This is a genomic window from Streptococcus sp. Marseille-Q8145 (assembly GCF_965112035.1).
On record NZ_CBCOPQ010000001.1, the window covers coordinates 90,272 to 113,326 of the forward strand.

The 23,055-nt window shown below is 38.8% G+C and carries 19 protein-coding genes and 2 pseudogenes; 10 read left to right on the forward strand and 11 right to left on the reverse strand.

Translation table 11 applies throughout. The features are described from left to right. Positions 1 to 7 precede the first annotated feature (7 nt). The 8 genes and pseudogenes from ACWPVL_RS00520 to ACWPVL_RS00555 all read right to left on the reverse strand — a co-directional run bounded on the left by ACWPVL_RS00520 (position 8) and on the right by ACWPVL_RS00555 (position 7,840). Positions 8 to 1,633: a virulence protein gene (locus tag ACWPVL_RS00520; protein WP_454386161.1), complete on the reverse strand. Its 1,626-nt coding sequence runs from the start codon at positions 1,631 to 1,633 to the stop codon at positions 8 to 10. After that, positions 1,624 to 1,983 (reverse strand): cingulin, encoded by a 360-nt coding sequence (locus tag ACWPVL_RS00525; protein WP_454386163.1) that lies wholly within the window; start codon positions 1,981 to 1,983, stop codon positions 1,624 to 1,626. The genes ACWPVL_RS00520 and ACWPVL_RS00525 overlap by 10 nt, the downstream gene beginning before the upstream one ends. 10 nt (positions 1,984 to 1,993) lie before the next feature. Beyond that, positions 1,994 to 2,257, reverse strand: coding sequence for a TIGR04197 family type VII secretion effector (locus tag ACWPVL_RS00530; RefSeq protein WP_454386801.1), 264 nt, complete (start codon positions 2,255 to 2,257; stop codon positions 1,994 to 1,996). Positions 2,258 to 2,557: 300 nt separating this feature from the next. Then, positions 2,558 to 3,238 (reverse strand): DnaD domain-containing protein, encoded by a 681-nt coding sequence (locus ACWPVL_RS00535; RefSeq protein WP_454386165.1) that lies wholly within the window; start codon positions 3,236 to 3,238, stop codon positions 2,558 to 2,560. Between the two features lie 9 nt (positions 3,239 to 3,247). Continuing rightward, entirely contained in the window at positions 3,248 to 4,189 is a 942-nt protein-coding gene (gene metA, locus ACWPVL_RS00540) for a homoserine O-acetyltransferase MetA (protein ID WP_314044331.1), read from the reverse strand. A gap of 100 nt (positions 4,190 to 4,289) precedes the next feature. Continuing rightward, positions 4,290 to 4,802 (reverse strand): adenine phosphoribosyltransferase, encoded by a 513-nt coding sequence (locus ACWPVL_RS00545; RefSeq protein ID WP_005590499.1) that lies wholly within the window; start codon positions 4,800 to 4,802, stop codon positions 4,290 to 4,292. A 122-nt stretch (positions 4,803 to 4,924) separates the two neighbouring features. Then, a complete protein-coding gene (gene recJ / locus ACWPVL_RS00550) occupies positions 4,925 to 7,144 on the reverse strand; it encodes a single-stranded-DNA-specific exonuclease RecJ (protein ID WP_454386803.1) in 2,220 nt (739 codons plus the stop codon). Between the two features lie 105 nt (positions 7,145 to 7,249). Continuing rightward, a pseudogene (locus ACWPVL_RS00555) lies at positions 7,250 to 7,840 on the reverse strand (HD domain-containing protein). Positions 7,841 to 7,996: 156 nt separating this feature from the next. On the opposite strand from ACWPVL_RS00555, the gene ACWPVL_RS00560 reads away from it, so the two are divergent. From ACWPVL_RS00560 to ACWPVL_RS00605, 10 genes are all read left to right on the forward strand, one after another. Then, positions 7,997 to 9,133 carry a phosphoribosyltransferase domain-containing protein gene (locus tag ACWPVL_RS00560; RefSeq protein WP_125370513.1) on the forward strand — a complete coding sequence of 379 codons (1,137 nt, stop codon included), beginning with the start codon at positions 7,997 to 7,999 and terminating at the stop codon, positions 9,131 to 9,133. Between the two features lie 11 nt (positions 9,134 to 9,144). Next, positions 9,145 to 10,236: a cysteine protease StiP family protein gene (locus tag ACWPVL_RS00565; protein ID WP_015605132.1), complete on the forward strand. Its 1,092-nt coding sequence runs from the start codon at positions 9,145 to 9,147 to the stop codon at positions 10,234 to 10,236. Positions 10,237 to 10,424: 188 nt separating this feature from the next. Continuing rightward, positions 10,425 to 11,993 (forward strand): YceG family protein, encoded by a 1,569-nt coding sequence (locus ACWPVL_RS00570; protein WP_454386169.1) that lies wholly within the window; start codon positions 10,425 to 10,427, stop codon positions 11,991 to 11,993. Between the two features lie 15 nt (positions 11,994 to 12,008). Beyond that, the gene (locus tag ACWPVL_RS00575) at positions 12,009 to 13,139 is read left to right on the forward strand and encodes a toxic anion resistance protein (RefSeq protein ID WP_125370516.1); all 1,131 of its coding nucleotides are present in this window, start codon (positions 12,009 to 12,011) and stop codon (positions 13,137 to 13,139) included. Positions 13,140 to 13,231: 92 nt separating this feature from the next. Next, positions 13,232 to 13,831, forward strand: coding sequence for a TerD family protein (locus ACWPVL_RS00580; protein ID WP_015605135.1), 600 nt, complete (start codon positions 13,232 to 13,234; stop codon positions 13,829 to 13,831). A gap of 25 nt (positions 13,832 to 13,856) precedes the next feature. Then, the gene (locus ACWPVL_RS00585) at positions 13,857 to 14,552 is read left to right on the forward strand and encodes a TerD family protein (RefSeq protein ID WP_454386172.1); all 696 of its coding nucleotides are present in this window, start codon (positions 13,857 to 13,859) and stop codon (positions 14,550 to 14,552) included. Positions 14,553 to 14,569: 17 nt separating this feature from the next. Further along, positions 14,570 to 15,208 carry a TerD family protein gene (locus ACWPVL_RS00590; RefSeq protein ID WP_454386174.1) on the forward strand — a complete coding sequence of 213 codons (639 nt, stop codon included), beginning with the start codon at positions 14,570 to 14,572 and terminating at the stop codon, positions 15,206 to 15,208. Positions 15,209 to 15,307: 99 nt separating this feature from the next. Further along, positions 15,308 to 17,938: a calcium-translocating P-type ATPase, PMCA-type gene (locus ACWPVL_RS00595; RefSeq protein ID WP_454386176.1), complete on the forward strand. Its 2,631-nt coding sequence runs from the start codon at positions 15,308 to 15,310 to the stop codon at positions 17,936 to 17,938. A gap of 263 nt (positions 17,939 to 18,201) precedes the next feature. Further along, positions 18,202 to 18,984: an HAD family hydrolase gene (locus ACWPVL_RS00600; RefSeq protein WP_454386178.1), complete on the forward strand. Its 783-nt coding sequence runs from the start codon at positions 18,202 to 18,204 to the stop codon at positions 18,982 to 18,984. 22 nt (positions 18,985 to 19,006) lie between these two features. Then, positions 19,007 to 20,107: an HpcH/HpaI aldolase/citrate lyase family protein gene (locus ACWPVL_RS00605; RefSeq protein WP_454386180.1), complete on the forward strand. Its 1,101-nt coding sequence runs from the start codon at positions 19,007 to 19,009 to the stop codon at positions 20,105 to 20,107. A gap of 48 nt (positions 20,108 to 20,155) precedes the next feature. Here ACWPVL_RS00605 and ACWPVL_RS00610 read toward each other — a convergent pair. The 3 genes and pseudogenes from ACWPVL_RS00610 to ACWPVL_RS00620 form a co-directional block, all read right to left on the reverse strand. Next, positions 20,156 to 21,138: pseudogene (locus ACWPVL_RS00610) on the reverse strand (IS30 family transposase). A gap of 145 nt (positions 21,139 to 21,283) precedes the next feature. After that, positions 21,284 to 22,303 (reverse strand): acyltransferase family protein, encoded by a 1,020-nt coding sequence (locus ACWPVL_RS00615; protein WP_454386182.1) that lies wholly within the window; start codon positions 22,301 to 22,303, stop codon positions 21,284 to 21,286. A 38-nt stretch (positions 22,304 to 22,341) separates the two neighbouring features. Then, positions 22,342 to 23,052, reverse strand: coding sequence for a class I SAM-dependent methyltransferase (locus tag ACWPVL_RS00620; protein WP_454386184.1), 711 nt, complete (start codon positions 23,050 to 23,052; stop codon positions 22,342 to 22,344). Positions 23,053 to 23,055: the final 3 nt, after the last annotated feature.

The following is a 23,055-nucleotide window of genomic DNA, read 5'->3' on the forward strand; positions in this document are numbered from 1 at the left end:
CCTAATTTCAGTAATTATTTTGATAAGTTTTCCAAATTCTATTGAAGATTTCTTCTTTAACAGTTTTATTAAGGTTTTTTAAGTTATCATTAGTGTTAATCCAATCCCATATTGAGTTTTTATTGTAAATATTCTTAATGTCAATATGCTCATTCACTCTATACCCCGATTTACCACTTCCAGATTGAACCTGAAATACTCCATCACCATTAGTACCACTGCTTGGCTCCCAATCTACACGAAGGTTCACTTTTCGATTTCCTACTCGGGCTTCAATTAGTTTACCACCCCTGCCTGAAATGGTCTTACTCGTCGGTTTATTGGCCTGCCAGCTGTCGTAGTTGCTAGAATAATTAACCTGAATTTCGCCATTTTGTAAGGCTGTCTTTGTGATAGCTGATAAGCTAGTTACTGCTCCACTAGCTATCAGTACATTCCCATATTGTACCCCTGTCACAGATGCTGCCGTACCAGCTACGATACTTGTCCCTGCTGTTGGCGGACCAGCCATGATACTCAAGACTTCAAGGGCGCCACTCGCAAAGTAAACTCCCAATCCAGAGAATATTTGAGCTACTCCACTCCAAAATTCGACTGAATTTGCTTCAAAGTTTTGTGCTTTTAGTTCATCAAACTTTTTGTTAACCAAATGAGTATAGTCAGCATCATACTTTCCATTTTTTAGTACAGAAAAGTTATCATCTTTTTGATAATGACGATCCTTATAAGCTCTAAAATCAAAAATATCAATTATATTGCCTTCATTGTCAATCTTTAGAGTATGATTATAATCATCAACAATCTTATCCCATTCTGAACGCGGTTTACCCTTTAATTTTTCCTTAAGTTGGGACCGATAATAAGCATCTCCTTCCTCAGACAACATCATATTGCGAGAAGCTGCTCGAAGCAGTCTTTCTTTAGGCTCTAGATATTTTTTCTTCGAAATAGTCTGAATCTTCTGAGCCTTCATCTTAGCAAACCAACTCATATCTATTCCATCAGTAGAGTAATTACCCTCACTGTCTACCAATACCTGACTAAGCTGCGTCGCTCCTTGGATAGCCAAGCCCAAAACCTGCAGACTATCTGTGAAATACTGGGACACCTGAGCCACAAACCATTCAAGTTTGTCAATTTTTTCCTGAATTTCCCGAATGCCGATATTTAGCTGGTTTTCCAGCACTGTCAGAGCATTCGTCTTGGACAGATTGTCAGCTAATTCCCCTGCAAGTCCATCAATAATCCGGCGAAATAGAGATTGATACTCTGCCAGCTGAGCTTGGGTTTTCTCTAGCATCTCCTGTTTTGTTTCCAACTGTTCTTTCAGCAAGTCAAGATCCAGTATCCCATACTCAGATACGGTGGAGTCAGCATATTTATAAGAATTCAGCTCCTCCTGAATATCATCAATAGCAGCTTGTAGCTTTTTGATAGCAGGGATTATAATTTCTGTAAATAAGCCCTTTCCCGCTGTATAAGCCGCTCCCTGCAGCTCACCCGACTCCAAAGAGGCAATCAGGTGATCGCAGCCACTAGATAGACGATCGGTCACCTGATTAGCTACCTGCAGGTTGCTGGTCATCGCTTGGATAAGCTGGGCCGAATCTGCTGCACTATATTTCACTCCCATGGCAGACTATTCCTTTCTTTGGTCAGTTTTTCTCGTTCTTCTTCCAGAGTCTTTCTTGCTTGACGACCGAGCTTTTCTAGTTCATCCATCTGAATATCCACATAATTCTTAACCTGTTGGTTAAGTTGCTGAGTCTCTGCTAAATCACGACTGAGGGAAGCAGTATTTTGCGGATACTCATAAAGCAGATTTTCCATTCGAGTCGTCAAATACTGGAAATCCGTCGCAAAATTTACCAGAGAATCTTCGTATTGATGTTTGAGAACCATAAATTTATCTTCTTTTTCGTCAACTTTGAGAATCTTCACATAAAGTTCTTGGCGTTCTTTTTCGCTCTTATCTGCCTTCATCTCAACTCTCCTAGCGCTTAGCTTCCTCTATATCTCGTTTTTCAATTTTTGCAGCAATATCTGGAAATTTATTGGCCTGAATCAGGACAGCTGCACTAAAGTCACTGATAGCCTGCAACATTTGATTGCAGGCTTGACGGCCAGCTTCCATTCCAGCAATCCCTGTTGTATAGAAAAATTCTACTTGTTGATTTTGTGCATTGCTAGTATCAACTCCAACTAGCTCGCTAATAGCAGATCCAGCTGAAATAGTGTTTGATTTAATTTGTCCTATCTTTGCTTCTCCTTTTATTTATGGAATTATCAACATACCTTTTCATTATATCACAACTCCTCAAAATCACAGGTTCTAAAACCAAAAAGAGACTGAAAGAAAAATGGTTCAGTCTCGCCTTATTATGTTCAGAAACTATTAATATGGTTGATAATTGATCAATGGCCAGCGATTGCTGAGCAATAACTCAGAGTTGGAACTATTTATAATGACTTGAAGCTCTTTAAATCTGAAACTAGATAGTAGAAAGAAAAGCAAAACATTAAAAATTTCGCACAGCCCCACCACACTTACTTGTAACTAGTCCTTCCACAAATTCATGGCATTGAGAAAATCATCCGAAACCGTTACATTCTGTGGATTACTTGCTTCACGCTCCGCCCGTTTGGCTTCTACTTGAGCTTGGGTTGTAATACCTTCCCGCCGCCAATTACGCAAGATTGCCTGGATATATTTCCAATTAGGCTTGCCATTGAAAACCGCTTCGCGTAAGGCAGCCTTGACCAAATCTGGATTGGTTTGATCATCCTTAATGGTCTTGGTCAAATCCTCAATTTCAAATGGAGTCAAAAGACGACCCAATTCTTGCTGGAAGGTTTCAACCAGTTCCTTAAGAAGGTTACCATCCGACACTGGCCTTGACCCAGTAGGACCAGAAGTCTCCAAAAGCTCATCTAGCTTTTCTAAGGCTGGTGAAGCATCAAAAATCGCTTCAATTTCCCCATTCAGTTCAATGGTTCTGTACTGGAGCAAGCCTTTTTCTGTCAGATGGGACATAGAACGATTGACCTCGGACAAGGTCTTGCCAATATTCTCCGCAATCTGACTGGGCGCAAATTCCTCCAATGAGGTGGTATTTTGCAAATAGAAAAACTGCCAGACCAAAAAATCATCACTGGAATCAAAAATGTCTTTAAAATGCAAAAAGAGGGCACTTGGAAGAACCAAGTTGCCATTTTTGTAAGCTGCTAAATAAGTCATAGTACCTCTTTATAAATAAGCAAAGAAGGATGCATCATTCTCTGGACTTTGCCAATCAAATGGCGTTTCTTGATAGACTGCATAATTGACCCAATTACTGAAAAAGAGAGCTGCCGCCAAACTCCAGCGCAGACAAGGAGTCGCATTCACATCATCATTCTTGAAGTAATTCTCAGGAATATGAGGATCCTTGCCCGCTTCCAAGTCACGGAAATACTCCTTGGCAAGGGTATCACGGTCGTACTCCATATGACCGAAGCTATACACCTCTCGCAAGTCACGGCTCGCCAAGACGGACAAGCCTGTCTTTTCTCCCTCAGAGAGAATTTCTAGATTGGTCAGATTCAGAATGTCTTCTTTCAGTACTTCTGTATGCCTTGAATGAGGCGTGATAAATTCATCATCAAAGCCTCTAAAAAGCAGATTATTGCTTGGAGCCGACTGCTCGTAAACACCCGAAAGTTTCTCTTCCATCTGGTGCTTATCTACGCCATAGCGGGCATAAAGGCCAGCCTGAGCCCCCCAGCAGATATGCAAAGTCGAAAAGACATGAGTCTTGGACCATTCAATCACCTGCTGGAATTCCTCCCAATAGTCCACCGCCTCAAAAGGAAGATGTTCTACTGGCGCTCCTGTGATAATCAAGCCATCAAAGAAACGATGTTTGACCTCATCAAAAGTCTTGTAAAAGGTCTGCATATGCTCCACTTGGGTAGTCTTTGACGTATGAGAAGTCATATAAAGAAACTCAATGGTCAGCTGCAAGGGCGTATTGGCCAAATGACGCAAAATCTGAGTTTCCGTCACCATTTTCTGGGGCATAAGATTGAGTATCAAGATATTCAAAGGGCGGATATCCTGATGATCTGCCCGGTCATCATCCATGACAAAGATATTCTCAGAGCTTAAAATTTCAACTGCTGGAAGCTTCTTATCAATCTTGATAGGCATAAAAATATCTCCTTTTGTTTAATATACTCATTATACTCAAAGGAGATATAGTTTTCAATTATACTTTTTCTCTAACTAGATATAGTAATAAGCTATATCTTTAGTAATGCATCAATACCTTGTAGTCATAATCGCCAATTGCTTCACGGCCTTTAAGCTCATCCAACTCGATGAGGAAGGCACAACCAGCAACAACTCCGCCAAGGCGCTCAATCATCTCAATCGTTGCCTTAACAGTTCCACCAGTCGCAAGAAGGTCATCGACAATCAGAACGCGTTGACCAGGTTTGATTGCATCTGCATGCATAGTCAGAGTATCTACACCATACTCTTTTTCATAGTCCGCTGAGATAACTTCACGTGGAAGCTTGCCTGGCTTACGGACAGGAGCAAAGCCAACTCCTAATTCAAAGGCAACTGGACAGCCTACGATAAAGCCACGCGCTTCTGGACCGACGATCATGTCGATTTCCTTGTCAGTCGCATACTGAACAATTTCACGTACAGCGTAGCTATAGGCATTCCCATCAGCCATCAAAGGGCTAATATCACGGAAGAGAATCCCTTCCGTTGGGTAGTTTTCAATGGTTGCAATGTAATCTTTTAAATTCATAATGTTCTTTCTTTCAAAAAATTTTTTACTCTCTATTATACCATGTTTTATTCAAAAAGGCTCTAGCAGACTTTCAAATATTTTTAGATATGAAAGATTTGTAAAACAAGAAGGCCTTTTCCCTAGCAATCCATGAGATAGTCGTAAATCTCCTGCACAGTGCCCAGAGCCATGAGTTCTTGCTCTTTGACTAGACGCTTGAGGTCTTGGTAAATGTGACTGCTATCAATTTCTTTCTTTTCAGCTTCCTTATTGACCGTCATGACGCCTTCGGTGATGCTGACAAAGCCCAGCTCTTCAAAAATCTGAATCATTTTGACCAAGAGAATCGGGTCGATTTTCAGGTAAGCCGCCAACTCTTTAAGTTTATAGCGAACGTCAAACTCAGGGAACTGGTAGATGGTCTTGTAGAGTTTAGCAAATTGCTCACGAGTACCATAACCGGTCAGATAGTAAGGTTTGGTAATCTCATTCTTAAAGTAAATCGCTTCAAAATCCTGAGATTGAAGAATTTTCTTCAAATCCTGCAAGTCATCGGGCAGGTCATAAACCACAACTGCTCTGCTATTTGTCAAATCCGGCAATTCCTCTGTGAAACGCAAGACTGGAACCTTGTCAGGCAGTGTCGCATTTTTTCCTCGGATATTGAAAAGCTGAACGCCGTCAACACGCGCATCTACCAGCATGAGCTGAAGACTAGTCTGTCCATTCCATTTATTGACAGAGAGGCTGACAGCTAGCTCCAGATTCTTGGTTTGGGCAAACTCTGTCGCCAGGCTTCCTTGCCCAAAGGCAACTACTTCAAAAGATGCGTCTTCCTGAGAAATTTTCAGCTTGAGATGGCTATTGCCAGCCCCCATAGTCCGAGCATTGTCCACTTTAAAGTCCTTGAGATAAAAAAGCGGCTTCTTATTATCCATGCCAAAAGGCGCCAGTTTTTCAAAACTTTTGAGTGTGTCGAGGGTCAGTTCTGGCAGATGTAGCTCCTCATCTAAATACAGAGTTGTTTTGCCAGTTAAATCTAAATCATTGTCTAAGATATAAGCTGTCAAGATGTCAGCAAGCTCCGCCAGCTTGTCTGCTTCAAGTGTCATACCAGCTGCTCCAGCATGGCCGCCAAAGGCTACAAAAAGGTCACGGTGACTGTCCAAGGCCTCAAAAATATTGACCGCTTCAATACTGCGGGCGCTGCCCTTAGCGATACCATCATCGATATTAAGCACTATGACTGGCTGGTGCAACTCTTCCAGCAAGCGCCCAGCGACAATTCCGAGCACACCGGGATTCCAGCCTTCCTTGGCCAACACCTGCACTGGTCTCTTAGGGTCCAGCATGGTTTGTGCTTCTTCATAAATCTGCTGGACGATTTCCTTGCGCTCGTCATTTTTCTGGTTAATCATAAGCGCAATATCACGAGCTTCTTCGTCATCAAAGCCAGTCAAAAGCTCAATCGCTGGATTGGGATCATCCAGCCTTCCCAAGGCATTGAGTCGGGGGGCAAGCTGGAAACCAACCGTCTCTTCATCCAGTTCGTCTGGCTGAATGCCTGCGATTTTAAAGAGCTCCTGAAGACCCACACGCTGAGTGTTTTTAAGAACAGAAAGGCCGTATTTGACCAAAATTCGATTTTCTCCCGTCAGACTGACCATATCGGCAATGGTGCCGATGGCAACTAAGTCCAAAAGTTCTACTTGGACTTCTTCCAGCAAGGCTGTTGCCAGCTTAAAAGCCACCCCACAACCAGCCAGATGCTTGAAAGGATAATCCGCTCCGCTATGTTCCGGATGGACAATCGCATAGGCGTTTGGCAGTTCCTCAGGCATGGAGTGATGATCCGTCACGATGACATCCACGCCCAGAGACTGGGCCAGCTCGATCGCTTCAAGGCCCGCCACTCCATTATCCACTGTAATAATGAGCGAGATGCCTTGATTTTCAATAAAATACTTGTAAACACTGCTATTAGGACCATAGCCGTCCGTAAAGCGATTGGGCAGATAAACCTGACACTCAGCCCCCAGCTGCTCCAAAGCTTCCTTGACAATCGATGCCGAAGTCATACCATCAGCATCATAATCGCCATAGATCAATATCTGCTCGTAATTCTCAATCGCTGCACGAATGCGCTCCACTGCTCGCTCCATATCATGCAGGTCATAAGGATCGTGAAGCTGGTCTAAACTAGGCTCCAAAAATTCCTGCAAGGCCTCTTCAGTCTGCACACCTCTTTGATAAAGAAGACTAGCAGCTGCGGGTTCTAGCCCAGCTTTCTTAGCCTTTTTTAAAAATTTTTCATCTGTAAAATTAGTGGCAAACTGCCAGTCGTATTTTGAGCTAATCATGATAAGTGAAACACTTTCTCCGTTCAATCTTGTCTGAATATTATAACATGAAAAGACTGGTTCAACCAGTCTCAAACTTCTTATCTTCGAGTAAGGCTCTCAGCCTCACTCATCCAGGTATAGTCCCTTGGCAACGCTTTGCTCAATAACTTCCTGAGCCAATTCCCAAAGAGTTTCAGAGGTTTCTTGTATAAAGGATTTTTTCGCAATAACCTGCGACTTGGTCAGGCCATGAGGATTGTCATGGGGCTGGGCCACTTCCAAGTGATTGAGCAGAGGAACCAGAGCGTCCAGCACTCGAGCATATTTAGCCTCTATGCTAATGCCGGTTTCAAATTCCTGCCAAAGCTCTAAAAAGGAACCCTGATGATCTGACGGCAGCTTGTTCAAACTGATTTTCAAGGAGTCCAGCTCTCTATCGTAAGAATCGCTCTTGCCCGCGTCGTCAAAGATAAAGGTATCACCAGCATATATTTCTCCCAAATCATGAATCAATAACATAGACAAGACATTTTCCAGATTGACTTCTTAGGGGATATATTCTCGAAAGACTAGCGCCATAGGCGCTCCCTGCCAACTATGCTCAGCAGAATTCTCAAAACGATAGGCATCCAAGGTTCTGTTGTTCCTATGAGTGGCTTTCAGTTTTTCCAGCTCATTGGTAAAAGCCAGCTGCTGCTGTAGATGTTCAAACATAGGGAAAATTCTTTTGAAATGTTTTTATTATTATATCACAATATCCTCAATATGATTGTCAAGATTTGTCTGAAGTATAAAAATGACAGTTGAAATAATTAGTGATATACTAAGACAATAAAGGTTAATTAATTGCAAACTTTGAAAGGAATAATAATGACCTATCTTTTAAAAGTAGAAGATTTTGTTAATATAGAAGAAAATAAGAGTTCCTTCGTTATCAATGATATGGTTGCTATTTGCAAGCGAAATAATAATCCCAATCGAGACTATTTATTTGTTAATAAATATCAAGCTAAGCATTATCCTGTTAAAGCCCATAACACGCTGCAGCTATTTTACGAACTCTATCAAGAAATAAAAAGGCAAATTCCTTCTGACAAGCGTATTTTGGTTGTTGGTTTTTCAGAGACGGCTACTGGGATCGCCCAGGCAATCATGCATATGGCCTTGGAAAATAAAGATCTGAAAACTGTCTTTTATTTACAGACTACTCGAGAAAGCATTAACACAGATATCCAAAATATCTCTTTCGAAGAAGAGCATTCACATGCAAGTACACAAAAATTATATTATCGCTCAGATATTCCTGACTACGATACTGTCTTGTTTATCGAAGATGAAATAACAACAGGAAATACAATTGTTAACTTTATTGAAAAATTTCAAAAAGTTAAAGACGGTATTTCTTTTGCAGCCGCTTCTATATTAAACTGGCAAAATACAAAGAATCGTAAGATTTTTCAAGAAAAAGAAATCAAAAGGATATACCTAGTCAGTGGACAAATGAGAGATAATACTCCTCTCATAGAACTGAAAGAAACAACACTGGAAAAACCAAGACTAACTTCAGACGTTCACTATCATTTATCTGACAACCTCAATCCTCGAACAGGTCTCACTAAAGAAGAGTTTTTAGTCTTCCAAAAAACTGCTCTAAATCGATTGACTTCGCAAGTCTCTCGGAAATCTAAAGAAGAAACAATAGCCGTCATTGGAACTGAGGAAAACATGTGGTTACCAATTAGACTAGCCCAAGAACTTGATGCAGAGGTTCGCTCCACCACAAGAAGTCCTATTTCCCTCTCCAGTGAAGACAACTATCTTTTCCATAACGGCATAGCTTTGGCCAGTGCTTACGAAACGAATAGAATGACTTTCCTTTATGATATTGAACGTCATTATGACCAAATTATCATCGTCTATGAGGTTATGACTGATGCATTTCGAACAGCTCTTCAAAATAAACTGCAGCCCTTTAGTAAGCAAACATTAATTTTTGTTAAACAATAAGAAAGGCTTTTATGAATTTAGTAAAAACTAGTTACCCTGAATCCGATGTAACCATCCTCTTACAAGATGTGCGTGGAAAGGTTCCTGTATTAGACACTGCTGAAAGAGAAAAGTTAAATCAACAGGGCGTTCACTATTCCGAAATGCTACCTCTAGAATATGCCCCAACAGAGCGCTATATGAAAATCTATCAAGAAAGCCTCGCAACTCTTTCTTTTGAGACTGCTAACGCTATAGCAAGTCTTTCTGAAAAGATTTTCAAGAAAAAAGGAGAAAATCTTGTTTTAGTTTCCTTAGCAAGGGCAGGGACTCCTATAGGTATTCTAATAAAAAGGTACCTTCACTATAAGTATCAGCTTGATGTGCCACATTATAGTATTTCTATCATTAGAGGTAAAGGGATTGACATAGCCGCCATGAATATTATAGCCAACAAGCACCATCCTAAAGATATTCAATTCGTGGATGGTTGGGTTGGAAAAGGAGCAATAAATACTGTCCTAGAAGAAGCCTGCCAGAGGTTAGCAGAGGAAAATAAACTCTTTTCCGAACTTGATCCTACTCTAGCTGTACTCAGTGATCCAGCTTCGGTAACACCGCTTTATGGTACTCGTCAGGACTTTTTAATTCCTAGCGCTTGCTTAAATGCTACTGTCAGCGGCCTCGTCAGCAGGACGGTCAAATTAAAAGAAATGAGTGACGACGAGCTTCACGGAGCCGTTTATTATGCAGAAAACGAAGCTTACGACCATTCATTGGAATTCTTAGATAAAGTGCAATCCTATTTTGACCAAGTTCAATTAGATTATTTTAATCCTTCACAAGAAGAGCTCAATGAGGATTTCAAAGGCTTGGACGAAGTTAAGAAAATCGCCCAATCCTACAATATTAGTGATATCAATAAAATAAAACCAGGAGTTGGTGAGACAACTAGAGTCCTGCTTAGGCGCCTTCCAGACAGGGTATTAATTCGAGAAAAGGCTAATCAAAAATACCTTAAACATATCCTTCAATTATGTGAAGAAAAGCAGATCCCAATCGAATATGTCAACTTACAGAAATATAATGTTTGTGGCATTATAAAGGAAGTCGCTGATTTATAGTTTATCTCTTGACAAAGACCATTTTATAAATATACAATGGTATCTATAAAGCAGGGGAGAGCAGACTTTAATAAGCTATCTCCAGTGATTTAGGAGGTACAAAGCAAACCATCTGCACTCTTCGTTTAACTTTTATACAAAGAAGACAAAAGATGTGACATTATAATCGTAGAAAGCAGGTATATTTCATGTCGACCAGTCTGCAAAATCTGCCCTTTGAACTTTGGCGTTCAATCACAGAACGAAAAGGAATACAAGCCACTTTCGCTCCTGTTTTTACACGATATATCGGGGTTGAAAATCAAAGTAAATATGATAGTGTATTAAAAACTATTTTGGTAAAAGCTCAAGAGGATTCAACTCACACTATTTACTTTGACGGCCAAATCCCAATGGATGCAGATTTTGATTTCATTAACAGCATAAAAAACGAGCTTGCTTCAATGGAAGTTAGTCAAATAGCCAGTCAGGATATTACACTCTTTGAAGATGCAGAGCTCAATCACCAATTTCTGATTTCTCTTGAATATATAACAAACCTTGCTATCCGTCAAGAAAATTTCCTGAATAACAGCGTGAGAAATAATTTTATATGCAAAATGCTACTCTATGCATACTTACATATTTTTAGCTTATCCTATCAAGATAGAGATTACCTTACAAACAAGTGCATCTACTATGGTAGTATTTCAAGACACGATATATATTTCTTGCTGTTACTAAATCGCTTTGGATTTGATGTCATTTATATCAATCCACTAAAAGATGATGAAAATTTTGCTCAAGTTGACTCTGATCAAATCAGTACTGTCCATAAAAACACTCAAATCCTGCCTATCCAAAGTTGGACAGAAAGAGCTAAAAATGGACAAATTATAGAGGAAAATCGTTCAATTACACTGGATATAGAAACACAAATTGAAGAACAGTTATTTACAAATTCTGGCATTTATAGGCCTTGGCAGTTCCGAAATGGAACGACAAGCCCCATTTTCTTCAATTCAACTTTAATTGATGTAGAACAAAATTGGAACGCACCCGCAAAAGTTCGGAACGGATTTAAGACCGTTGAGAAAACAGTCTATGTCCCACATTTCTTTTTTGAAATAGAGGGAGAATATAATCCAATTGACAAGTATGCCCATTTGGTCAATATCTGCTCTTCGTCTGATAATACGCTCGTTTTAACATCCAATGGTGATGAACTGATTACTCACGAAATTAATGATTCCGATAAGTATCAGCTTATGTTTTGTCAACTCAGTAATGGAAGTTTTGATATTGAGGAGATTATGAAGCTCCCATTCTATCGCTATGCTCCTTATAACGATGAAACAGAAAAATTCCTTCTCAATAAGATTAACGAAACCATTGCTGATACTCGACTATTCAAACAACCATTGACAGTATCCAAAGAAGAAATATTAAACTTTGCATTGTTGATTCTACAGTTGGATAAAAGAGTAATTCGACTCATAGATAGCTTTGATTTTACTGGCTTTATACCCAAGATTGTATTTTTCTTGGAAGGCGAAACTCAGTTATCAAAAAATACTTGCTATGTCCTTGCCTATCTTGGAAAAATTGGTTTTGACATCATCATTTTTTCACCTGCCGGCTTATCTGACCTGAACTCTTATATTAATGCAGAGTACTTTAACACTATCAGGTTAGATGTTATAAACTATGAGCAAAGTTTTCAAGCTATTCAACGAAAGCAGAAAAAACAAAATTTCTTCAGTAAACTTTTTAATTAAAGAAAGGAAAACAATATGCCCATCAACACAGGAAGTTTTGATTCGACTCCCCAAGAGATTAAATCAACTGAACTTGAACTTGCTAAACCAGAAGTGCTAGCTGACAATTTAGCCTATAAGCAGAAGCTGAGATCACTGCCTGAGGTTCAGAACCTCACCAATGAGATTGATATTACTAATGTCAACTCAATTATGGCTTTCGGTCAAAAACCGAGTGAAGGGATTTCTCAAATATCTGATGCTCTACTATCTTCTATGCGGAGAGTAGATGCAGAGGAAGCTTCTCGAATGCTCGTCCAACTCACTAAAATCATGGATAAATTCGATATTAAAGAAATTGAAAATCCAGAAAAAGCATCTGCTCTGCAAAAATTATTTGGTAAAATAAGGAATAATATTGATAAACTTTTTGCTAAATATGAAGATATGGGTAAAGAAGTTGATCAGATTTATACCATATTGAAGCAATATGAAGTTCAGATTCACCAAACCCAAGAAAATTTGGAAAAACAATATAAAACGAATGTGGCTTACTATGAAGAATTAGAAAAATATATTGTTGCTGGCGAGATCGCTCAAGAAGAAATCGAAGAATACAGCAATCAGATCGCGACTCGTACAGATATAACAGATCAAGAAAAACAAACTCAACAGCAAAAGCTAAGTATGATTAAAGATATGCTCGCTCAACGAACTTATGACTTGCAAATTGCTGAAAACGTGGCCATGCAAACCTGTCCTATGATTCAGACCATGCAAATGTCTAACTTTAATCTGATGCGGAAAATCAATTCTTCCTTTATTATCACATTGCCAATCTTCAAGCAATGTTTGGTTCAAGCTATTCAATTAAAAAGACAGGAAATTCAAGCTAAGTCTATCAAACAATTGGATGAAAAAACAAATGAACTTCTAATTCGTAATGCACAAAATACTGCTAATCAATCTGTTAATATTGCTCGTATGGCTGGTGGAAGCTCTATTCAAATGGAGACTCTTCGTACAACTTATGAGACAATCAAAAAAGGAATTGAAGAAACCAAGCAGATCAATAATCAAATTGCTGAAAAGCGAAAAAGTGATTCTATTGAGTTAGAACATATGAAATCTGACATGGCTGAAAAAGGTTTTATAAGCGGTCATTGATATCACTTAAGATATGGTAGCAATAACTCTTACTTGGCTTCCCTTAAGCTAAAGAGTTTTAAAAATATTATGATTCAGAAAGGAATATCTATATGGATTTCACTCATTTAAACTCTGGCAGCTCTGCTGCTCCTCTTAACCTCTCTAAAGGGAGCGTTTTAGATTTAACAAAGCAGGCTCCTGCATTAAAAAATTGTATTCTAGGTGGCGGATGGGATATGGCTGTTGCTGGACCCACTGCTGACCTTGACTTAGCTGCCTTCTTAGTTGAAGAAAACGGCCGCGTTGCACAAGTACCAAATGATGTTATTTTCTTCAATAATATGTCTGCAGCTGGAATTCGTCTTGAAGGTGATAACCGTACTGGAGAAGGCGAAGGCGACGATGAACGAATCCAAATTAATCTTGATGCAATTGAACCTCGAATTAAGAAAATTGTCTTCTTCATTACTATTTTTGATGCAGTCACTAAACGTCAGACTTTTGGCATGATTAAAAATGCTTTCGTCCGCCTCCTAGATGCTGATAATAACGAACAGGAAATCTGCCGCTATGAATTGAGTGACAGTTATTCTGCTGATACTTCTGTAACAGCTTGTTCTCTTAGTCGGACAGCTAATGGCTGGGCCTTTGAAGCAATCGGTGAGGGAGCTATTGCTGACCTCAACCAACTCTTGTCTCGCTATATGTAATTAAGAAAATAGAAAGGAAAATATTATGGGACTTTTTGGTAAATTATTTGGTGGAGATGAGCAACAAACTCAAGCTCCTGCTGCTAACACACCTATTCAAACAGTTAGTACGGAAGGGCGTGAAGTTACACTCGATTTAAATAAAGGAGGCATGCTTAACCTCGCAAAGAATGACTTCCTTAATCTTTCTAAAACGGATTTCTCTTTAGAAAATATCCGAGTATCAGCAGGATGGGATGTTAAGACAAGTTTCTTTGGCTCCGACTTCGACCTTGATCTTTGCGCCTTCCTTCTTGATGCTTCTGGTCATTTGATCCGTTCAGTTAATGGTCTTGTCTATTTCGGTAAAAAGAAATCTCAAGGTATTCAGTTAGATCATGATAACCTTACTGGTGCTGGTGACGGTGATGATGAAAACATGTTTGTGAATTTCAATAATATTCATCCAGACGTGGCTCAAATCGTTGTAGCAGTTGTTATCTATTCTGGTAAAAATCGCAAACAATATTTTGGCCAAGTAAAGAATGCCTACGTTCGTTTAGTTGATCAGGCACAACGTCCTGAAAAAGAAATCGCTCGCTTCAATTTATCAGAAGATGGTGGTAAAGCGACGGCCGTTAAATTTGCTGAACTTACACGCACTGTCAATGGTTGGACTTTCAAAGCAGTTGGAGAATACCTAAACGCTTCAATCCAAGACATTGAAAAATCTTACCGTTAATCAGAAAGGAATCTCTCATGGCTATTAATTTCACCTCACTTGGCGGACCTGCCAACCCTACTCCAACACCCACTGAAGTTGCTCCTGCAACGGGAGGTGTATCTCTTGATTTAGAAAAAAATACTATTCTGGACTTAGCTAAAGCTGCTCCAGGCCTTACAAAAGTTGACTTATGCGCTGGTTGGGATATCTCTGCCGGCGGTGCCGATTTTGACCTTGATATTTCTGCTTTCCTATTAAATGAAGCAGGTAAAATTACTTCTGCTAGTGATGTCATTTTTTATAATAACAAAACTGCTCCTGGGATTTACTTAAATGGTGATAACCGTACGGGTGCAGGAGATGGTGATGATGAAGTTATCAGTTTGGATTTAGCTGCTCTCTCACCAAGTATCCATAAGGTCATTTGCGCCGTTACCATCGATCAGGCTATCACTCGTCGTCAAACATTTGGCATGGTTAATAATTCCTATGTTCGCTTAGTTAATGTCGAGAACAATTCTGAACTTTGTAAATTCCAGCTGAAAGATGATTATTCGACCGATACAGCTGTTGTCTTTGCAGAACTCGTAAGAGATGGTTCAACTTGGGCTTTCCACACCATCGGTGAAGGAAAACAGGCTGATTTAAATGGTATAGCTGCACTCTTTAGCTAAAGACAAACAGTAGCCATATCAAGTTTTATTGACATGCGAAAAAGAGACTGAACACTATTGTCTCAGCCTCTTTATTTTTAGAAAGGACAAATAAACCAAATGAATAACTTTAAAGGGCTAAGCTCAGCTGAGGTTGCAGCAAGTAAATCAGCTCATGGTGACAATAAACTTTCCAGTAAAGAAGCCAATTCACTTCTCTCCATTTTTATTGAATCATTTAAAGACCAGTGGATTTTGATTCTACTTGCAGCCTTAGGTCTCAAGATTATTTTCAACTTTATCGGTATGATTTTCCCAGGTATTGGTGAAGCAAATTGGTACGAAGCAATTTCCTTGATTTTTGCCATTCTTCTATCAACTGGATTTTCAGCTATCTCACAATATCAAAATGAGCAAAAGTTTAATACATTACAAGAAGAAGCAAGCAAAACTAATGCTAAAGTCTATCGTGACGGTAAACTTAAAGAAATTTTAGTAGATGATATTGTCAAAGGGGACCAAATTCTACTTCAAACTGGTGATAAAATTCCTGTTGATGGTATTATTCTTGCTGGGGAATTAAAAGTAAATCAAGCTATCTTGAATGGAGAAAGTGAAGACGCTACAAAAATCGCTTTAGGTGATCATGTAGAACCAGATAGTCAGGACCTCTTTACAGAATTAAAAATCTTCCGTGGAACTGTGGTAACATCTGGTGAAGCTGTTATGGAAGCAACTGATATTGGTGACCATACTGTTCTTGGAAGCATCAATACCTCTCTCCAAGAGGATGGGAAAGATTCTCCATCAAAAGAGAAATTGAACAAACTGGCAGAAAATATTGGTGTTCTTGGATACAGTGCTGGTGCGGCTTACTCTGTCATCAATCTTATTCTTGGTTTACTCGCTTTAAATGCCGCAAATAATTTAAATCTCTCATCTATTTTCTTATTAGTAATTGAAACAATTCTCTTTGCAGTGACTATCATTATCATGGCAGTTCCAGAAGGGTTGCCTATGATGCTGGCTCTTGTGTCTTCAATGAACTCAGGCCGCTTATTAGCTCAGAATATTCTGGTTCGCCATCCAGATACTATTGAAACAGCTGGTTATATGAATATCCTTTTCAGCGATAAAACTGGAACAATTACAGAAGGAAAACTATCTGTTGTTGATTTCTTCCTTGGCGATGGAACTCTTTATGAGACAACCGATGAGAGTTCTGCTGCTGATTTCTCTAGTATGTCTGAAAAGTTACTCAAGCAAGTTATTCATGGTATTGGTTTGAATAATGACGCTAATGTTGCAGATGGTATAGCTGTCGGAAGTAACGCAACTGACCGTGCTCTTTTAGATTTTCTAATCAACCGCAATCTCTTAGATTTTGATACAAACACTATTGCTGAAAAAGAACAGTTTAATTCTGCTAAAAAATATGCTAGTGTTACAACTAAGTCAGGCGAAATTTACATCAAAGGAGCACCAGAATTTATTTTAGACGATTGTCATTTCTATCTTGATAAAGACGGAAATAAGACCGCTTTTACTGCAGCTGATAAAGATAAATTCTCTGTGATCTCTTTGGAGCAGGCTAATCGTTCTATGCGCCTTCTCGCTATCCTTAAGAAAGAGGGAGCAGACAAAATCTTGATTTCTGTTGTATGTATTCGAGACAATGTACGAGATTCCATTAAACAGACTGTTGAAACAATGAATAAGGCTGGAGTTCAAGTAGTTATGGTTACAGGGGATCGTAAAGAAACAGCTGTCGCTATTGCTAAAGAAGCCGGAATTGTTACCAGTGATACAGACTTAGTCCTAACCCATGATGAGCTAGAGAACCTCTCTGACGAAGAATTAAAAGCGCAACTCCCTAATATGAAAGTTGTAAGTCGTGCCTTACCAATGGATAAGAAGCGCTTAATTGAAGCAGCACAAGATCTTGATATGGTTTGTGGTATGACCGGTGATGGTGTCAATGACTCTCCTGCTCTTAAAGCTGCTGATGTTGGTTTCTCTATGGGGGATGGAACTGAGGTTGCCCGTGAAGCTTCTGATATAGTTATTTTAAACAATAGTTTGACTTCTATAGAAAAAGCTGTACTTTACGGTCGGACAATGAGCAAATCAGTTGGCAAATTCATTATTTTCCAGCTGACAGTTAACGTAACTACTATTGCTATGTCTCTTCTCTCTCCTCTTTTTGGTCTGAAAGAACCATTTACAATTATTCAAATTCTTTGGATTAACCTCATCATGGATACTCTAGCTGCTCTGGCATTTGGTGAAGAACCTACCTTAAAACGGTATATGAATGAAAAGCCAGTAGCTAAAAAAGCTAATATTCTGACAAAATATATGAAGTCTGCTATTGGAGTTGCTAGTATCTTCATTACTCTTGTCTGTCTAGCTATTCTTAAAAATGTAGCTGGTATTCAAGATTTCATCACTAATGGAACTGGAAACTTTGAAATGGTGACTACCTTCACCTTTACTGTGTTTATCTATGCGATTATCTTCAATTCCCTCAATACTCGCAGTACTGGTCTTAATGTTTTTGAACATATTTCGGAAAACAAAAAATTCTCAATTGTCATGATTTCCATTGCTATTGTTCAATCTTTAATCATTCAGTTTGGTGGACAGGTCTTTAACACTGTTCCTATGGATATTGAACACTATATTGTAGCTCTTGCGATTGCTGTTCTGATTATCCCAATAGACTTCATTCGAAAAGCTCTTACAAAATAAATGTTAGTTATAGAAAGGCTGAAACACTAGTGTTTCAGCCTTTACTTATCGGCTCTTTTATAGTAAGATTGGTATAGTTTGATGAATTTACACACTTCGATAACTAAAATTTATTCTCTTAAGTCATTTAAGTTTGACCAATAATTTAAGATAATCAATCTAACTTTAATAAGCTTTAAATATAACTACCTGAAATTAAAAAAGAAATTTTTGTTTTCTATTAAAATTTTACACCTATCAGTCCCAAAAAAGAGAGGAATATTATGCTTTTTGCTACTGATTTAGATCGAACCATCATTTATTCTAATAAATTTGTTGAAAATTATCAGACTGTTTCTTGTGTAGAACATCTAGACGGACGTGAAATCTCCTATATGAGCCATAGAGCATTGGAATTACTGGCTCAAGTCAAAACTCGCTGTGATATCCACTTGGTTCCAATTACAACTCGCTCGCTAGCGCAGTTCTCACGCATTATCCCCCTACAAGACTGCCCTTATGCTGTTGTTGCTAATGGTGGAATCATTCTACATAAAGGTCAACCTTTAAAAGTCTGGCAGGAACACATCGAAAGAACTAGACAAATACAAGCATTGGATTATCCTAAAATCTTAGAAATTTTAACTAAATATCAAAAATACTTAACTAGAACTCCATCTTTGGTTGACAATTTATTCTTTTTTACTAAAGTTACCGAAGATCAGGATATCGTTCAAGAATTTATCTTGCCAAGTCTTGAAAAAGATTTAAAAAATTTAGAATGGACTTTCACTCTTCAGGGGCTTAAACTTTACATCATCCCTAAAGAAATTTCTAAAGAAAAGGCTCTTTCTTTTTTAAAAGACTATCTCAAAGAAGAATTTCTAATTACTTCAGGTGACGGAAAATTAGATGCTGGCTTCTTATCTTTAGGCGATATAAAAATGATACCAAAGAACAGTGAAGTTTACCAGCTTATCGATAATAAAGATAGCTATACGATTGTTAATCAAGGAATAGAAGGCGCTGAGGATATTCTTTCAGTAGTCCTCGAACAAAAAACTTAAAAGTGTTGAATGGAAGATTTGAATGAAATTTACTTATGATTCTATACCCCTATTTAAAGAAGGATGCCAATTTAATCAAAATTCCCCAAAAGATTTATTGCAATATGCAATATCTGGACTTCTTTATATGCCCGCTCATCGAACTCAGATAGTTGATGAAATCATTGCCGGCCTCCATCCTTGCTGTAGCTCAATCTGTCTAGATCTAGAAGATTCTATTGGAGATGGAACTGTTCATCAAGCTGAATTACAACTCTTTGAAACTTTAGACAAACTGAATCAAGCCTTGGAAACTGGCCAGCTAGATTTTGATTCTCTCCCTTTAATTTTTATCCGAGTCCGTTCTGACCAACAATTTAATCAAATGCTCGACCATTCTTCTCCTGATATCTTTAAACTAGTTTCTGGATTTAATTTTCCTAAATTTGATTCTACTACTGCTCCTGCCTACCTTCAAGTTTTCGACAATTTTAGCAAAAGAACAAATCATACATTTTACATAATGCCAATTCTTGAAAGCAAGAGCATCATGAAAAAGAATACCAGAATGGAAGAACTTCTTTTTATATCAGAGTTATTAAAACCCTATAAAGAGCAAGTTTTAAATATCCGTGTGGGTGCAACTGATTTTAGTAATATTTTCGGTATTCGTCGTAATGTCCACCAGACTATCTACGATGTTAAACTTATTGCTGACTGTTTAACAGATATCTTAAATATTTTTTCCGCAGATTATATCTGTTCAGGACCAGTATGGGAATACTTTAATAGCCAATTTCAAGACGGGAATTGGGCTCATGGATTGAAAAAAGAGCTAGAGTTAGACAAACTTAATGGATTCATTGGAAAAACTTGCATCCATCCTTCTCAGCTAAGCCTTATTGCTGAGAATAACATTGTTAGTTTAGAAGACTACCAAGATGCTCTGACCATTCTTAATACAAATCAGCAGCAAATTGGTGTAATAAAAGGATATAAAGAAAACCGGATGAATGAAGTGAAGCCGCATAGCAAATGGGCAAAGAAAATTATCCAGTTAGCAGCAGTCTATGGCATAGCTGAAGGAGATAATACAAAGGATAATACAAAGGATAATACAAAGGATAATTCACTGAAATCGTAGAAGGACATACAAAAGTGTTCAGCCTAACTTTTTATTTGACTTGAATTGTCAAAGTAAGTGCACAATTTTACCATAAAATACTTCATAAGGAGTTTTCCAGTTGAGACACTTTCGTGGTCTATTATTTAGTTTGTCTTCCCACAGCTGAATGGTGTGCTCGTCAATGAATGTTAAGTCGCTCCCTTTGTGAAAATATTCTCGCAATAATCCATTGGTATTCTCATTAGTCCCTCGTTGCCATGGCGCATGAGGGTCTGGAAAATAGACCCCTACCTTTAATTGATTGGTCAAGTCTTGATGATTCGTGAATTCTTTTCCTCTATCTGGAATGACGGTTTCTTTCGGCAAAGGCTCCAACATTTGTACCATAGCCTCTATGACAAGTTTGCTTTTCTTGACCGCTACCTTCTTGATTTTAAGAAAACGAGAATAGCGATCGGTTAGAGTCACTAAACAAGCTTTTCCAGTTTTCCCTGCAACCGTGTCTGCTTCCCAATCACCGATCCCTAGTTCGCTTGTTTGCTTCTTCGGGTATTTCATGAATGGTATGAGAAATAAGAATTTTCCCTCTGTTCTCAACATGACCTTTCGTATGACGTGTTTTCCCAGAATGAGGGAGTTTGCGAATCACACCACGAGCACCGTGTGAAAGCTTGTCGCCAAAATGACCGCGATAGATGGCTCTATAAATCGTTTTATAACTAATAACAGATTTCCCATATTCTAGGCACAACCGGCCGTCTATTTCTTCAGGAGACCATTGGCAATCAAGAAAAAGGTGCTTGACGGTATTGCTTAAATGATGATCTATTTCAAGCTTTCTCTTTCGCCCACAGTGTGATTTTGCAAGTTTATAAGAGCCTGTGCTTTGTTGGGAGAATAACTTCCTGATTTTGAATGTCGCTTCCACTCCCGACTAATGCTGGAAGGATGACGATGAAGTAATTTTCCAATTTGAGAAAAATTTAGTCCCTTTGTACGGTAATCAGAATACTTTCCCGCTCATCTATGGTAAAATGGTGATAGCTCATAAGATTTCCTTTCGTAACTAGTTCGTTCAATTCTATTTTACTAGAAAATCTTATGAGTTTTTATTGTGCACTTATATTGTATATTCAAGATATAAAGAAATAGTAACTATTCATCTTAAACATGCCAAATTCTTTAGCGATAAATTTAACCCTTCCTTCGCCAGCGGATCACTAATTCTGAAGTCAGATGAGTCAGGATAATCGTCAGAAGGAAGACCCAACGGCCCTTTTCCCACTTGGGCAGATGCTGGAAATTAAGAAGAAAAAAAGATAACTCAATGAAGATGGGATGAAGGAAGAAATAAAAGATACTTAGGTCTTTTAAATGTCTCCAGTTTTTTTCTTGCTTCCATCTAGTTTTTAACAGCCAATTGAATAAGAAAAAACTAAACGGAATAAGAGCAAAGAAAAAGTTTTTATCTAATCCCTGCCTGAAGTAAATCAGCACTCCTTCTGCTACTAGCAAAAGACTTGATAGCAGAAGTAAAAGCCTGCATTTTTTGTGTAATAACTCTATATGTCTATAATCAGCTAGAAAGTAGCCTAAATAGATAAAAATAGGCGTATAGAAGAGACCATTTCTGCTAGTAAAAAAGAGCTTAGCATAAGCATCATACCAGTCTGTTAGAAGACTAGGAGCCAGATAGGCGTGATAAGTCTCAATAGCACCTAAGGCATATAGAACCAGTAAAAGGACAAATGTTTTCTTGGGGCCTAATTTCTTATATAAAAAATGGACCAACAGTAAGCCTAATAGAAAGGCTGGAATGTACCAAAGTTGATAACATAAGCCGATATACACAAGACCAGCCAATAAGGCTAATGGAGCGTAATGTTTCTGAACTGGCAAGGTCCAAAAATACGCCAAGGCATAAGGAACATAAATCCCGCTCCACAAAAGATACTGCTTCAAAATACGCTTAACGTACAGCTTCATATCCTGCTTCTTAGCCAAGCTGGATTTTAGCATAAAAGCTGATGAAATCAGAAAAAATGGCACTGCCATGCGACCAAACATGCTTTTCTGAGTAAAATGCAAGACTTCATTTTCAAAAAGTCGCTGACAATGCACCAAAATTACCAAAATTGAAGCTAGGTACTGAAACAAACTGAGCATGGCGTAGTTGACCGGCTGCTCTGACTCTCTGACATTTCTTTCTGCCATAAATACTCTCCCTAGGAAGATGTGCTTAATAAATAGATTTAGTGCTTGCTCAGCCAAACATGCTGAAAGGCAGCGATGTCCCGGTAAGGAGATTGGGTGCAGACTGCCAGCTCCATTTCAAGCATCTTTTCAGCCCAGTCAGGGGCAGTTTTGTAGTCATTGGATTGCAGCCCGTAAAAAATCCGTACTCCCTGATAATCCTCAACTTCTAATGGCAGACCTGAGATAACTTCCTGAACCTGATAGACCTTTGCAGCTCCCATGCTGTGGGTTTGATATGCCTGACCCGCCAAAAGCTGCTGGGCCTTTTCTGGGTCATTTTCAAAAACCACTGTATGCATAATGCGCCCAACCTCGTGATGCTTGACCAGAGAAATTTTTCCGTCCTTTTTTAAGAGACGGGAAAATTCTGCTAAATAGAGAGCTGGCTCAGACACATACTCTAAGACATTATGACAGATGATGACATCAAAAGACTGGTCTGGCAATGTTTGCAGAACTTCGAGACTGCCTTGCAATTGCTCATAATAAAAGTCCTGCTTGCGCTCAGCAATCATTTCTGGGTTCGGCTCGATGGCGGTCACTTGATTCTTTTCTGCTAGAAAATCAGCCACAATCCCAAAACCGCTACCGAAATCAAGAATTTTCTGGCCCATCAGCGACTCAAGAAAGGCAAAAACAATATCATACTGAAGCTTGCCCCAAGGCGCCTGCAGATGAGCTTTGTAGGCTTGTAGATTAGCTGTCATAAA

Coding starts and splice junctions, on each gene's coding strand:
- ACWPVL_RS00520 (WP_454386161.1), bottom strand. CDS start 1,633: ATGGGAGTGAAATATAGTGCAGCAGATTCGGCCCAGCTTATCCAAGCG.
- ACWPVL_RS00525 (WP_454386163.1), bottom strand. CDS start 1,983: ATGAAGGCAGATAAGAGCGAAAAAGAACGCCAAGAACTTTATGTGAAG.
- ACWPVL_RS00535 (WP_454386165.1), bottom strand. CDS start 3,238: ATGACTTATTTAGCAGCTTACAAAAATGGCAACTTGGTTCTTCCAAGT.
- metA (WP_314044331.1), bottom strand. CDS start 4,189: ATGCCTATCAAGATTGATAAGAAGCTTCCAGCAGTTGAAATTTTAAGC.
- ACWPVL_RS00545 (WP_005590499.1), bottom strand. CDS start 4,802: ATGAATTTAAAAGATTACATTGCAACCATTGAAAACTACCCAACGGAA.
- recJ (WP_454386803.1), bottom strand. CDS start 7,144: ATGATTAGCTCAAAATACGACTGGCAGTTTGCCACTAATTTTACAGAT.
- ACWPVL_RS00560 (WP_125370513.1), top strand. CDS start 7,997: ATGACCTATCTTTTAAAAGTAGAAGATTTTGTTAATATAGAAGAAAAT.
- ACWPVL_RS00565 (WP_015605132.1), top strand. CDS start 9,145: ATGAATTTAGTAAAAACTAGTTACCCTGAATCCGATGTAACCATCCTC.
- ACWPVL_RS00570 (WP_454386169.1), top strand. CDS start 10,425: ATGTCGACCAGTCTGCAAAATCTGCCCTTTGAACTTTGGCGTTCAATC.
- ACWPVL_RS00575 (WP_125370516.1), top strand. CDS start 12,009: ATGCCCATCAACACAGGAAGTTTTGATTCGACTCCCCAAGAGATTAAA.
- ACWPVL_RS00580 (WP_015605135.1), top strand. CDS start 13,232: ATGGATTTCACTCATTTAAACTCTGGCAGCTCTGCTGCTCCTCTTAAC.
- ACWPVL_RS00585 (WP_454386172.1), top strand. CDS start 13,857: ATGGGACTTTTTGGTAAATTATTTGGTGGAGATGAGCAACAAACTCAA.
- ACWPVL_RS00590 (WP_454386174.1), top strand. CDS start 14,570: ATGGCTATTAATTTCACCTCACTTGGCGGACCTGCCAACCCTACTCCA.
- ACWPVL_RS00595 (WP_454386176.1), top strand. CDS start 15,308: ATGAATAACTTTAAAGGGCTAAGCTCAGCTGAGGTTGCAGCAAGTAAA.
- ACWPVL_RS00600 (WP_454386178.1), top strand. CDS start 18,202: ATGCTTTTTGCTACTGATTTAGATCGAACCATCATTTATTCTAATAAA.
- ACWPVL_RS00605 (WP_454386180.1), top strand. CDS start 19,007: ATGAAATTTACTTATGATTCTATACCCCTATTTAAAGAAGGATGCCAA.
- ACWPVL_RS00615 (WP_454386182.1), bottom strand. CDS start 22,303: ATGGCAGAAAGAAATGTCAGAGAGTCAGAGCAGCCGGTCAACTACGCC.
- ACWPVL_RS00620 (WP_454386184.1), bottom strand. CDS start 23,052: ATGACAGCTAATCTACAAGCCTACAAAGCTCATCTGCAGGCGCCTTGG.